The organism is Flectobacillus sp., from assembly GCF_049240685.1.
GTDB lineage: Bacteria > Bacteroidota > Bacteroidia > Cytophagales > Spirosomataceae > Flectobacillus.
The window spans coordinates 1-13,015 of sequence record NZ_JBMLSD010000090.1; the positions used below are offsets into that span (position 1 = coordinate 1).

The following is a 13,015-nucleotide window of genomic DNA, read 5'->3' on the forward strand; positions in this document are numbered from 1 at the left end:
GCACGTAATACATTTATATTTCAAAAAAATCAATTATTCTTTTTGATACAATAAAGCAAATATTTACATTTACATCTATAAATAATCTAAAAACTATCCAATTATAATGAATACTAGAAGAGATTTTCTGAAAACTTCGGGTGGTGCTTTGGCAGCAAGCTTATTACCTTGGAACGATTTGTTTGCTCAGGCGGGTCTTGTTAACAAAGTAGGAATTCAACTTTTTTCTTTACCCAAAATGCTCGATAAAGACTTTGCAGGTACCATGCAATTCTTATCTAAAATGGGTTACAAAGAAATAGAACTATTCGGACCGTATCCATTTAGTGATGCAGCTGCTCGTGAAAGTTGGAGCAAGGTAACGCCAATGCTTGGATTTAGTGGAAGTGGATATTTCGGAAAATCAGCAAAAGAAGTAAAGCAAATTCAACAAGATAATGGTTTAAAAACTCCTTCAGCACATACAGACTTAGCAACGCTTCTCAACAATATGCCGCAACTTGGAGAAGCAGGACGCGCTTTGGGTTTTGAATACGTGGTATTGCCTGCTATTCCTGAAGACCGTCGTAAGAATTTGGATGACTACAAAAGAATTATCGACGATTTCAATAAAATTGGTGAAAATGCGAAGAAAGAAGGACTGAAGTTTGGGTACCATAACCATGGATATGGCTTAAGTAAGATGGACGGAGTTGTCCCATTGGAGCTTATCATGGAAAAAACAGATCCAAATTTGGTGTTCTTCGAAATGGATATTTATTGGACAACTGCTGGTGGAATGGACCCAATTGCTTTGTTGGATAAATACAAAAATCGCTACCACATGCTTCATTTGAAGGATATGAAGGAGAAAAAACGTTTCTCAGGTGATGGTAATAGCTCTAACCAATGGTTTGAATTATTCCCGTACATGACATCTGCTGGTGATGGCGTTTTGGGGGTTAAAGAAATTGTAGAAAAGGCAAAGCAGGTAGGCGTAAAACACTATTTTGTGGAGCAAGATTTAGTAGCTAATCCAGATGTGGCCTTAAAGAAAAGTATCGATTTTATTAAGTCAGTGTAAATTATTGGACAAAATCAAATTTAAGATTTTGCCCAGGGCTTTCAGGTAAGGGCTTTCGGCGGTAGGCTTTGGAGAAAAGCATGTTTGTGATTATTGAAAATCTTTTAACACTCTTTGCCTAGTGCCTAGACTAATAACTTTTCCAACTAAGCATATTAACCTGAACATTACTATCCACTATTAATTTTTACCAAGGGAGGCTAAAACGGTCTCCCTTTTTTGTTTACAAAGGTGACTATTTCAAGCATTTACGTCCGAAAATTAAAATTCTCACTTAAACCTCACTTACTATCATGGACGTTAGTTTCTCAAATCTCAAAGACCAAATCGTTCTTGCAATCACCCAGTACGGCGGAAAAATTTTATTGGCACTTATCGTTTTTATCATCGGACGTAAAATTATTGCAAAGGCATCGCAAATTCTGGGTTCAAAAATGACCAAAAGCCATTTTGATAAAGATGTTCAGCCATTTTTGCTTTCGCTTGTGTCAGTTGCTTTAAATATCATGCTTTTGTTGAGTTGTGCAGGTATTCTGGGCATACAAACCACATCTTTTGTAGCAGTTCTTGGAGCGGCCGGTTTGGCGGTTGGGTTAGCCTTGCAAGGTAGTTTATCAAACTTTGCTGGGGGTGTATTAATCCTCATTTTTAAACCTTACAAAGTTGGCGATTTGATCAGCGCGCAAGGTTTTACAGGAACCGTAGAGTCGGTACAGATCTTCAATACCATTTTGGTAACACCAGACAATAAAACATTAATTTTACCCAATGGAGCATTAGCCACCTCTGCTATAACCAATATTAGCGGAAAAGGAACGATAAGAGTAGATATGGTTTTTGCCGTGGGAAATCAAAATTCGTTAGAATCTGTCAAAAAAGCATTGAAAAATGCCGTATATGAATGCCCAACAGCCTTAAGGAATAGCGAGCATGATATTTTACTAAACTCAATGTCAGAAAATGCCTTAAAGTTTGATGTTAGAGTTTGGACTAAGTCCGAAAATTACTGGGCAACTTATTATGGTGTTACGGAATTAGTCTATGAACACTTGAAGAAGGAAGGTATTGAAGCACCTAAAATTCATTTAAACTTACATCAGTGAGCATTAAGATAATTCATCAAAAAAGGGGGCGGAAAATACTTTCCGACCCCTTTTTTGATGCTAATATGCTAGATTTTACTGAGCCTAAGACGCAGGCATTGCGCCTCGATCATGGATAACCGTTTTTTATTCAATACAAGCAAGTATAATTTCACAGGCCGTTCTAATCTGTGCCTCCGTGATGATTAAAGGCGGTGCGATTCGCATGGAATTATCACAAAACAAAAACCAATCTGTCAATAAACCTTTTTCAATCGCTCGGTCGATAATCCCTTTTAGCTCCTCAAAATCAGCAAATTCCACTGCCATCATCAAACCCTGATTGCGGACTTCTTTAATTTTAGGATGCACTAGCAATGAGCGAAATAAAGCGGCTTTTTCAGGAACAGACTCATATAATTTTTCACCTCGAATTAAATTAATCGTAGCCAATGAGGCAGCCGCCGACACAGGATGTCCGCCAAACGTAGTAATATGTCCCAAAATCGGATTATCTTTAAACACGCTCATGACTTTCTGATTTGCAATAAACGCACCAATAGGCATACCTCCACCCATTCCTTTGGCACTTGTGATGACATCGGGATAAATACCAAATTGCTCAAACGCCCAAAAACTGCCTGTTCGTCCAAAACCTGTTTGTATTTCATCAATAATCAACAGTGCTCCTACCTCATCGCATTTTTTTCTTAATGCTTGAAAATATTCAACTGTTGGTATACGAACGCCTGCTTCCCCACCAATAATTTCGATAATCACTGCTGCCGTTTGCACGGTAATTTTCTCAATATCAGCCATATTACCATGGGTAATATTTTTGGTCATTGGTAATAAAGGTCTGAAATTTCTTTTGAAATTTTCGCTACCCGACAACGACAATGCCCCTTGTGTTGCGCCATGATACGCGTTATAGCAAGAAACAAACTCTGTGCGTTGGGTATATCGTTTGGCCAACTTCATAGCTCCCTCTATTGCTTCCGTTCCTGAGTTGGTAAAATACACATTGTCTAATACAGGTCTATCCCCTGCGCTGGGTGTTAGCGAATCCACTAATGCTTTTGCCAGTTGAACCTGCGGACTTTGCACAAATTCGCCATACACCATCAAATGCATGTACTTGTCGACTTGGTCTTTGATAGCCTCCACAACCTTTGGGTGACGATGTCCGACATTGGATACACCAATACCAGAAATCAAATCCATGTAAGATTTACCCTCTTTATCGTATAAATAGACCCCTTCGGCACGCTCAATTTCCAAGGCTAGTGGAAAATCTGAGGTTTGGGCCACGTTTTTCAAAAATAACTCACGCTGCGTAATCAAAACCGTAATGTTTAATATGTGATGAAGCCACAAAATTACAAGATTTTGTGGCTTCATTTCTTATTTTTCCATAAAACAAACTGTTCCCCCAACCCAATCGAAGTCTTTATTGTACCTCACTCCTATCATTTCTCCTCTCGACAAACGGGCCAGATTGGTGAGTAAGACGGGTTTGGGTGCTCCCTGTTCCCAGCCATACAGCAAACGAATTTCGGCTTTTACCTTGCTTCCATCAGTAGTTTCGATAACTGGAAAATAATTAACTTTTCGCTGTAAAATATACTCTGAGGGAGTTTTAACTTCTTTTAGGTCTGTTTCGGAAATATTAATTTTCACCCCACTTCCTGCGAAGGAAAATAAGGGTTTTAACACATAGTTTTCTAAATCCTTCGGGAAATCTCCCTGAAAATCTGACAAATAATTACTTTGGGGAATATATTGATGTTTAAATAATGGCAAAATATACTTGCTAATTCTAAAAAACCAATTGGGGTGTCCTACCCACTCAACATCAACATCGTCGGTAAAGTTAAACGCAGTTTGAAGCTCAGGATAATTGGCTAAATCATCAAATATCAAACGGTTATAAATTCGCTTGATTGGAACGAGCTCTCCAGCTTCTTCGTAAAAAAGTAACTTTCCCTGCTTTATAATTTTGGTAATACAAATCGCTTTTACTCCCAATAATTCCTCAGTGACCTTGAAATCAATCCTTGTTTTTTGAGTTTCAGGATATATTTCCAACAAGATAACATTTTCTGGTTTTTCCTCTCCTACAATTAGATTCTTTAGAAACTCGACATATTTTGGTCGAGTCAAATTACTAAACAAGAAGTCAAAATCGTCAGGAATAGGATAATGATTTTGAAATTGTTTTGAAAGAAAATATTGAAAAGCATATAACGAAGGAAAGCCCTGTAGTTCAATCAATTGCGGCTCTATTTCGCCCATTTCATTCTGGCAAATAGCAAAGTCTATCGCTAAAAAGGAGGAGTTTTGGTTTTCGTTAGGCACAAATTGACCACTCGGTATGGCATTATCTGTTTTTTCTTTAAAGTCCGAAGCTGTTAAGACCGAAATAATATGCTCACAGGCATCAAGCAATTGATTTTTGAAGGCTTTGGGCACAAAAACAGGTGTTTCGGCCACACGAAAATCTAGCTGTTGAGGATATGCTTGATGAATTGATGCGAGAAATTGCTGATAGGTATCAGAAGAGAACTGAGCATTAAAGTTTTGTCGAGAAGCTTTATGCATATTTTTCAATCGGACGGCCCTATCCGAGGGTATTTATCGTGAACAGATAGGGCCATCCGTTGTTAATTTTGTAAAAATGTTTTTAAAATTGCTGCGCTTGCCGTTTTTAAAAAATTAGGTAAAATTACCGATTCGGTCAGCAAAATTTTGTCTGGGTCGGCCAGTTGCTCGACCATACTATTGTATTTAGCCAATCCATGAGATTTGACCACGGCATGGCGCTTATCCTCCTTTTGTAGATACCGAAGCATACCTTCGCCATCCGCCTCGGGGTGAAATTGCGTGCCAAAAACTTGGTCAGAAAAACGGATAGCCATAATAGCACGTTCCAAATTAACATGAGGACGTTCCTTCTCAAGACGAAGAATTTTAACTCCTAAATCCTTGATTCTTTTCTTATTAGGACGGACTAACTGATAGTCACGTGAATCTACCACATAAAAAGGTTCGGGAAGACCATCAAAAAACGGCTCTAAGCCCGCCTCCTCTGTTCTGTGAACAGGAAAAACGCCGAAAGAAGTGCTTCTTCGTTTTGAGACCGTGCCAATACCTAAATGTCGGGAAACTAACTGAAAAGAATGGCAAATCAAAAACATATATTTTGGTTTCAATAGGCCTTCCAATACTTCTACACGGCGATTGTAAGCGAAAACGGCATCAATCAGGGCAAAATAAGGTTGTTCCCAAGGTTCATCCGAAGCAAGCGGACTACCCGGACCGCCCGTTGAAATATAAATATCATAACTTAGGTCTGGTAAAGCTATTTCGGCTCGTACATTGTAGATATCATAATTGAGAGGAATGTGGGATTCCTCCTCAAAACCCTTAATCAAATTCAAAATACAACGCATACCTTCATTGGCAACGTTGTCGTACATATCTAGTATTGCTATTCGGAGACTATTCTGATTCATCTGAAATAAAGTTGATGGGAAAGCTTAGGTATAATTAGTGGATGCACTTGTTATGCTAAAACAACTTAAAGTGCTAAATTACTTAACATTAGCAGGCAAAATTAGCCATTTTTAAGCATTTTTTTGACTAAAACTTAATATTTCCCTAATCTTTATTTCTCAAAAACTTCATTTGGTTTATGTTTTGAATAGCCTAAGTAAGTTAGTTAAATATAATTTAATTTTGAGCTCTAAGCTTTGGGCATTGGGCAAAAATACAGCTATTGTTACTAAAAAGCATTTTAACACTCGTTGCCTAGTGCCTATTGCCTTAAAAAACCCCTATTTTAGTTTCCTCAACGATATAGTCAACTACTTTTTTCAAATCACCACCAGACTGCTCAAAGATAGCCAACTGACGGTCGGCTCCTGTACCGTTGTCCAAAATGGTTCGGATATATTCTACCTCATGGCGACTTCCCAGCTCGTCGAGCACATCATCCACAAAATCTAGCAATTCATCACATAGATTTCTGTAGGGAACCTCCTCCTGTTTTCCAAAATCAATCAATTTCCCATGGATTCCATAGCGAGCAGCTCTCCATTTATTTTCATTGATTAGTACTTTCCGATAGCTTCTAAAGTTAAGATTTTGCTTCAACAATTTGTAAATCTTTACAACCAAAGCCTGCATCAAAGCCGCCAAACAAATTGTTTCATCAGCTCTCATTGGAATGTCACAAATTCTAAATTCGATGGTGTTAAAATACGGATGCAGGCGAATATCCCACCATATTTTTTTGCCATCATCTATACAATTTGTTTTTACCAATAAGTTAACATAATCATCATACTCGCTGGCCGAACTAAAAAAATCAGGGATACCTGTTCTGGGAAATTTATCAAAGACCTTCGAACGATATGATTTAAAACCCGTGTTTCGGCCACACCAAAACGGAGAATTAGTTGAGAGGGCGTAAATATGCGGTAAAAAATAACGAACCGCATTGAGTATCTCCAAACCTTGATTTCGGTTTTCTATACCAACATGCACGTGTAGACCAAAAATTAAGTTACCACGAGCAACATCTCTCATTTCGTCAATCAAGGCATCATAGCGAGGGTTGTCTGTAATTAGTTGATCTTGCCAATCGGCAAAGGGGTGCGTGCCAGCAGCAGCGACCTTTAGATTTTGAGCATCAGCGAGTTCAATGATATGTTTTCTTAAGTAAATTACCTCTTCCCGTGCCTGCTGAATGTTGTAACAGATATTAGTTCCAACCTCAACCACGGCTTGGTGCATTTCTGCTTTTACTCTTTCTTGTAAACTTATCTTTCCTCCATCCACAATCTTTGACATGTGAGAGCGCAAATCACGAGTTTCGGGGTCAATAGTTTGAAACTCTTCTTCAATTCCTAGTGTAAATAATGACATAAATAGTGAGGTTGGGTTATGTTTTAAGTTGGGCAATTTGCCTTCTGGATAGAATCCCAGAAGGCAAAAATTATTTCTCCATCATTTTATCACGTGAAAGTCCTTCGACCGAACTACGCACAAATGTTCCCCAGGTAAGGTTATCTTTTCCATCTTTATGTTTTTTGGCACGGTCGATAGCAAATTTAGCAGCAGTTTCGACCACCCAATCAAAATTTTCTTGACCTACCGATTTCACATCGGCATCTGGAGCAGGGTTACAGAAGTCAATCGCATACGGCACCCCATCACGCACGGCAAACTCTACGGTATTGAAGTCATAACCGAGCGCATGATTTAGCGCTAATACGTATTGCTTGACGGTTGCCAATAATTTTTTAGCGGCGGGTCCTGTTGGTAATTGGGCATCATAACGCAAATGATGAGGATTACGAGGCTCGTATGGCATTATTCTTACCTCTTTTCCACCAATGCAATAACAGCGGAAATAATCTGTAAATTGAATTTCCTCTTGCAAAAGCATTACCAACTGACCAGTTTCATCGTATGCTGAAAATAACTCGTCGGGATTTCTTACTTTGTAAACATTTTTCCAACCACCGCCCGAGTGGGGCTTCATGTAAGCAGGAAAACCGATATATTCAAAAATATCACCCCAAGGCATTGGAAATTTCAGGTTTCTGAACGAAGTATCCGAGGTATCGTCTGGTCGAACCTTTGAAGGCAGAATTACAGTTTTTGGTACAGGAACACCAATATTAACCGCCAAAGCATTATTAAAAAACTTCTCATCTGCACTCCACCAAAAAGGATTATTGATTACGGCAGTACCCGCCATCGCCGTGTTTTTTAACATAGCACGATAAAAAGGAACATCCTGCGAGATACGGTCGATAATTACATCATAGCCAGAAGATTCTCCTTGTATTACTTTATCAATTAACGCCCTTTCTGCCATAATTCCTTTGGGAGCAATTTGATTTACACGCTCCACAAATGCCTCTGGAAAAGTATTTTCCATACCATGTAGAATACCGATTTTTTTCATCATTATTAATTGTAAAATTTTTGTTGAATGAACTTATTGAAATTTCCTTTAAACAGTTTGCTATATTTTTGAAAGATATTCTGGAAACATCTCGCGCCAAATAGGCCAATCGTGCGTGCCATGCCAGCGGACATCCAGCCAGTGGTCTATATGCTTGCTGGCAAGTATGCCCGAAAGACGTTCGGTCTCGGGTTTACAGAAATCAGCATTACAAGTGCCCAAAATTATTTTCATTTTCCAAAGATTAGCGTCGTTTAAATTCGGAAGATAATCAGGTGGGTTATTGAAGTAAACTTGGTCATTGTAAAAGCCACTCATGAAAGAACGAATATCGAATGCTGCCCCCATTGTGAATAGATGGGATACTTTATCGGGGTGACGAAAAGCAAAATTTGCAGCATGAAAACCACCGAAACTACACCCTGCCACGGCCACCTTTTCTACCCCACATTCTCGCTGAATCGCAGGGATTAGCTCTTCGTTGAGATATTGGTCAAAATAGATATGATTTTGGATTCGTTCAGACGGATGAAGGTGTTTTCCATACCAAGAGTATTTATCGATGCTGTCGGGACAATATATTTTCACTTTCCCTTCATCGATTAGCCCCTTCGCAGAATCAATTAATTTAAAATCCTTGGCTTCGTAGTAACGCCCCATCGTGGTAGGGAATACAATTACTGGATACCCCCAATGTCCATAGATTAAGATTTCGTTGTCGGCCCCCAAATGATGCGAATAATACTTGATATATCTTTCCTGCATAAAATTTATGTTTTTTGAAGTGTTAAAACTGTTCAAGCCGAAAGTCAAAAATTGTATTTCAAAGGAAAAGCAAGGTGTTTTGACTTGAATGAACAGCGATTCCTTGGAGGATTTTTCTTAAAAATAGGCATTGTTTTTTATTTTCAAAATTTTTCAAAATAATTAACTCATTAATTTATGCTTTCACCAAAGATTGATTGGTATCTAGTAAAATTTTCAAGAAAAAAACTAAAAAAAACATTTTAAACGACCTTGCAGTAAAATTTGTACTTTACCAATGTTGAGGGTAATTGCGCCTAGAGATGTCATTCAATCGTAGAACATTATTGTATTAAAACTTCTATTTTCAAACAACAAACTATATTTTTATGAAATTAACTTTAACCTTGTTGATACAATTCTTATTTTCATTGTTCAGCTTCTCACAAAAATCACTTATGATAATACAGCAAACCACACTTAAAAACGACAGTATTTACTCTCAATACTTACAACGAACAGTCCATCTAAGCATTCTTATTCCGACAACCCAGCAAAACAAACTCTCCTTACTTTTGGTTAATGATGGGCAAGACTTTGAGGCTTTGCAAATGCAATCTGCAGTAAACCAAGTTTTGAGTGAGAAACATACTACGCCATTTTTGACAGTTGGTGTGCACTGTAACCACGAAAGGATATTGGAGTATGGTACCGCAGCTCAAGCCGATTACAAAAACAGAGGAACCAAAGCTGGACTTTACAGCCTATTTGTAATCAATGAACTGATTCCTTATTTGGAGCATCATTATCCTTTGAGAAGAGAACCTGAAGCTAGGATATTCGCAGGCTTTTCGCTGGGTGGATTATCGGCCTTTGATATCGTTTGGCATAATGCCCATGTATTCTCCAAAGTTGGTGTGTTTTCGGGTGCCTTTTGGTGGCGACAAAGAGAGGATGGGTATACCGACGAGCATGATCGTATCATTCACAAATTGGTACGAGCTGGATTGTATAAAGCTGGATTGAAATTTTGGTTTGAAGCAGGAACAAACGATGAAAAAGACGACAGAAATAACAATGGTGTAATCGATGCCATTGATGACACTCTAGACTTATTAAAGGAGCTACATCAAAAAGGATATCGCCCAAATACTGACACGCAGTATCATCAAGTTGAAGGTGGAGAACACAATACTCAAACTTGGGGAAAGGTAATGCCAGAGTTCCTGAAATGGGCTTTTGTGAAGCCCTAGTGATTATTTCTTAATTTTTGTTAACGACTAAACACTTTAGTCGCTTACCACGTATCTTGCCAACGAATCTTGAATTAACCTACTTTTTTAACTCAATAAACTCAACCTCAATCCTACGCTTCCTAATCAAAATTGGGAAGGTAATAACCCCGTTTACTATTATATGAAACTACTACAAGGAGTAATTGCTTTTATTCTATGCTATTTAATTTCTAATCAGAGCTTGGCTGATAGCGGAATTAAAGGCAGTATCAAAAACGTAAAAGGTGAATCCCTCTCTTTTGCTTCAATTCTTGTCAAAGGACAAAACAGAGGTACAATGGCCAACGAAGACGGTCTGTATGAGCTGTCTCTTCCTAGTGGAACCTACACCATTGTTTTCCAATATTTAAGTCATAAATCTCTCGAAAAAACAGTAAATGTCCAGAATGAGTATGTAACACTCAATGTCAACCTCGAAGAGCAATCCATTAGCTTAAACGAAGTAAAATTTTCGGCAAAAACGGAAGACCCCGCCTACACCATCATGCGGAAGGCTATTTCAATGGCAAGATTTCATATATTAGAAGTCAATAGCTACACTGCCAGAACCTACGTAAAAGGAACAGGTAAAATTAATTCTGTCTCAAAACTGCTAAAAGCTGTAGCTGGAAACAAGATGGAAAAAGAATTAGGGTTAAAAATTGGACAGACTTATATTCTTGAATCCATCAACGATATCAATTTTTCGCAACCAAATACGGTAAAAGAAAAAATTGTATCGAGTAGAAGTAATTTCCCCAAACAAATACAGCAGAGTAGCGGCAATATTATCACCTTTGCACGTACCAATTTTTATGTACCCAACATGGGAGGGCTCGTCTCGCCATTATCTCCAAGTGCACTGGCCTATTACAGATTTAGTTTTGAAGGCATGTTTGAAGACAGAGGTGTACAAGTCAATAAAATTAAGGTAACGCCCAAATCTTGGGGTCCAGATGTATTTTCTGGTACTATCAATATCATCGAAGATACTTGGGCGATTCATAGTCTTGATTTGAAGTTTAATGATGAAAATGGCAACTATACACTCAAACAGCTTTACTCTCCTTTCAAGGATGTTTGGATGCCCGTTTATATGGATTCTGGATTTAATTTCGACGCATTTGGAGTTGTTGCAGAAGGTCGCTATGTGACCAATGTTCGCAACTATAATGTAAATATCAATCCCAAATACCATCAGCAACCTGTAGTAATAGATGAGAAAATCGATAAAGCAGAAGCAAAAGAATTGAAAGGTCAAAAGGTGGATAAAAATTTGGCCTTAAAACAGCAATCCATGACGCGCAAGCAACTCAAAAAAGTACTCAAGGATTTAGAAAAAGAAGACAAGGCTGAGAAAAAGGCACAAAAACAAGAGGTAAATGTCATTCGAGACTATAGTTTGGATATAGATTCTTTATCAACAAAACGTAGCAATGATTTTTGGAATACCGAGCGTCAAGTTCCACTTACCGAATATGAAGTAGTCGGCTATAAGCAAGCCGATAGTCTAAATAAGGTAAATGAAGAAAAAATCAAGAAGGATTCTATCAAAAACCTACCTAAGTTCAAATTAAGCCATATTTGGTCTGGTCATACTTATAACTATGGTCCCAGAACGCCTTTGTACGGATACCAAAAAACTTTATCCTTTTCGTCGCCAGCTATGGCCAATTCAAATGTTGATGGTTCTTACTACAATACAGTTGAAGGGTTCTATTTGGAAACAGGCTTGAAATATATCAAGCGAAACAAATTACTGAGTCGTTTGGAAATCGGAACTGATTTACGCTACTCTTTCGGAAGAAATAAGTTGACTGGTTTACTTTATGGAACATTTGTTTATAAATACACACAGTTATCGGTAAAAGGTGGTCAATTTGTGTACCAATACAATCAAAACCAACCGATTACTCCATTTGTCAACTCTATCTACTCCCTCTTATTTGAACAAAATTATATGAAGGTTTACGAAAAAGCCTTCGGTCAAATAGAGCTTCGTCATCAGATATCGCCGAAGCTTACAGGAAGTCTTTCGTTTGAAACAGCCCAACGACATATATTAGAAAATATTGCCAATACAAAACCTATTTTCGACAATAAAAACAGGGAGTTCAGTAGCAATTTGCCGACAAATAGCGAACTCTCGGATGTATCATGGACTAATCATTCTATTCAAATTCTAAGCGCGGGACTATCCATTCGTCCTTTTGCTAAAACAAGCAAATTTAATGGACGCGAATTTATCTCGAACTACCGCAATCCAAATTTCAGAATTAGAAGCAAATGGGGTTTTAGTGGTACAGGAGATTTTAATAATACCGAAATTGAGTACGAACAGGTCTTCGACCTCAAACGTCTGGGAGACCTTCGCCTTATGGTAACTGCTGGAGATTTCTTAAAAAAACCAAGCTATTTCCTCGACTACAAGCACTTTAATGGTAATCAAGTACTATTTAGAAGAGAAGGGCTCTTTAATTCTTTCAGAAATCTTGATTATTACAATTACAGCACCAATGGCTCGTATGTAGAGGCACATGCACAACAAGATTTCAGGTCTTTATTGCTTACAAAAATCAATCTATTGAGATTGTATGGTTTGAAAGAATCCGTATTTGCAAATTATCTCTACACAGGCAATAAAAACTTCAATTACCTCGAGGTAGGTTACGGAGTTTCAGGGATCGGTAAAATATTTGGACTAGAAGTCGTAAGCAACTTTATCAATGGAAAATACGACGCAACAGCGTTGAGATTGAAGTTTAGTAGATAGGGTTTGAGGGAACAGTGGACGAGGCACAAAGGCACAAAGTGATCAGGTGAATTTGGTTGAGTAATCTACTGGTTTAAAAAAGTCATTCCTAACTCTAACATT

The 13,015-nt window shown here is 38.1% G+C and carries 10 protein-coding genes; 4 read left to right on the forward strand and 6 right to left on the reverse strand.

The genetic code is table 11. The features are described 5' to 3' along the window. The first annotated feature begins 106 nt into the window (after window positions 1-106). Both ACOVQ4_RS04220 and ACOVQ4_RS04225 read left to right on the forward strand, forming a co-directional pair. Complete coding sequence (locus ACOVQ4_RS04220) at window positions 107-1,063, forward strand: TIM barrel protein (protein ID WP_421819406.1); 957 nt, start codon at window positions 107-109, stop codon at window positions 1,061-1,063. A 293-nt stretch (window positions 1,064-1,356) separates the two neighbouring features. Continuing rightward, window positions 1,357-2,166, forward strand: coding sequence for a mechanosensitive ion channel family protein (locus ACOVQ4_RS04225; RefSeq protein ID WP_421819407.1), 810 nt, complete (start codon window positions 1,357-1,359; stop codon window positions 2,164-2,166). A gap of 126 nt (window positions 2,167-2,292) precedes the next feature. Here the strand turns inward: ACOVQ4_RS04225 and ACOVQ4_RS04230 are convergent, their stop codons facing one another. The 6 genes from ACOVQ4_RS04230 to ACOVQ4_RS04255 all read right to left on the reverse strand — a co-directional run bounded on the left by ACOVQ4_RS04230 (window position 2,293) and on the right by ACOVQ4_RS04255 (window position 8,887). Beyond that, a complete protein-coding gene (locus ACOVQ4_RS04230; protein WP_421819408.1) occupies window positions 2,293-3,546 on the reverse strand; it encodes an aspartate aminotransferase family protein in 1,254 nt (417 codons plus the stop codon). A gap of 3 nt (window positions 3,547-3,549) precedes the next feature. Further along, window positions 3,550-4,746 (reverse strand): hypothetical protein, encoded by a 1,197-nt coding sequence (locus ACOVQ4_RS04235; RefSeq protein WP_421819409.1) that lies wholly within the window; start codon window positions 4,744-4,746, stop codon window positions 3,550-3,552. A 62-nt stretch (window positions 4,747-4,808) separates the two neighbouring features. Then, window positions 4,809-5,660 carry a type 1 glutamine amidotransferase gene (locus ACOVQ4_RS04240; protein ID WP_421819410.1) on the reverse strand — a complete coding sequence of 284 codons (852 nt, stop codon included), beginning with the start codon at window positions 5,658-5,660 and terminating at the stop codon, window positions 4,809-4,811. 310 nt (window positions 5,661-5,970) lie between these two features. Next, window positions 5,971-7,074 carry a carboxylate-amine ligase gene (locus tag ACOVQ4_RS04245; RefSeq protein WP_421819411.1) on the reverse strand — a complete coding sequence of 368 codons (1,104 nt, stop codon included), beginning with the start codon at window positions 7,072-7,074 and terminating at the stop codon, window positions 5,971-5,973. 70 nt (window positions 7,075-7,144) lie between these two features. Then, window positions 7,145-8,122: an ATP-grasp domain-containing protein gene (locus tag ACOVQ4_RS04250; protein ID WP_421819430.1), complete on the reverse strand. Its 978-nt coding sequence runs from the start codon at window positions 8,120-8,122 to the stop codon at window positions 7,145-7,147. A gap of 60 nt (window positions 8,123-8,182) precedes the next feature. Then, a complete protein-coding gene (locus ACOVQ4_RS04255) occupies window positions 8,183-8,887 on the reverse strand; it encodes an esterase family protein (RefSeq protein WP_421819412.1) in 705 nt (234 codons plus the stop codon). A gap of 368 nt (window positions 8,888-9,255) precedes the next feature. Here ACOVQ4_RS04255 and ACOVQ4_RS04260 point away from each other — a divergent pair, with 368 nt between their 5' ends. Next, the gene (locus tag ACOVQ4_RS04260; protein WP_421819413.1) at window positions 9,256-10,119 is read left to right on the forward strand and encodes an alpha/beta hydrolase; all 864 of its coding nucleotides are present in this window, start codon (window positions 9,256-9,258) and stop codon (window positions 10,117-10,119) included. 163 nt (window positions 10,120-10,282) lie between these two features. Next, entirely contained in the window at window positions 10,283-12,913 is a 2,631-nt protein-coding gene (locus tag ACOVQ4_RS04265; protein WP_421819414.1) for a DUF5686 and carboxypeptidase regulatory-like domain-containing protein, read from the forward strand. Window positions 12,914-13,015 lie beyond the last annotated feature (102 nt).

Coding starts and splice junctions, on each gene's coding strand:
- ACOVQ4_RS04235 (WP_421819409.1), bottom strand. CDS start 4,746: ATGCATAAAGCTTCTCGACAAAACTTTAATGCTCAGTTCTCTTCTGAT.
- ACOVQ4_RS04255 (WP_421819412.1), bottom strand. CDS start 8,887: ATGCAGGAAAGATATATCAAGTATTATTCGCATCATTTGGGGGCCGAC.
- ACOVQ4_RS04260 (WP_421819413.1), top strand. CDS start 9,256: ATGAAATTAACTTTAACCTTGTTGATACAATTCTTATTTTCATTGTTC.
- ACOVQ4_RS04245 (WP_421819411.1), bottom strand. CDS start 7,074: ATGTCATTATTTACACTAGGAATTGAAGAAGAGTTTCAAACTATTGAC.
- ACOVQ4_RS04250 (WP_421819430.1), bottom strand. CDS start 8,122: ATGAAAAAAATCGGTATTCTACATGGTATGGAAAATACTTTTCCAGAG.
- ACOVQ4_RS04225 (WP_421819407.1), top strand. CDS start 1,357: ATGGACGTTAGTTTCTCAAATCTCAAAGACCAAATCGTTCTTGCAATC.
- ACOVQ4_RS04220 (WP_421819406.1), top strand. CDS start 107: ATGAATACTAGAAGAGATTTTCTGAAAACTTCGGGTGGTGCTTTGGCA.
- ACOVQ4_RS04230 (WP_421819408.1), bottom strand. CDS start 3,546: ATGAAGCCACAAAATCTTGTAATTTTGTGGCTTCATCACATATTAAAC.
- ACOVQ4_RS04265 (WP_421819414.1), top strand. CDS start 10,283: ATGAAACTACTACAAGGAGTAATTGCTTTTATTCTATGCTATTTAATT.
- ACOVQ4_RS04240 (WP_421819410.1), bottom strand. CDS start 5,660: ATGAATCAGAATAGTCTCCGAATAGCAATACTAGATATGTACGACAAC.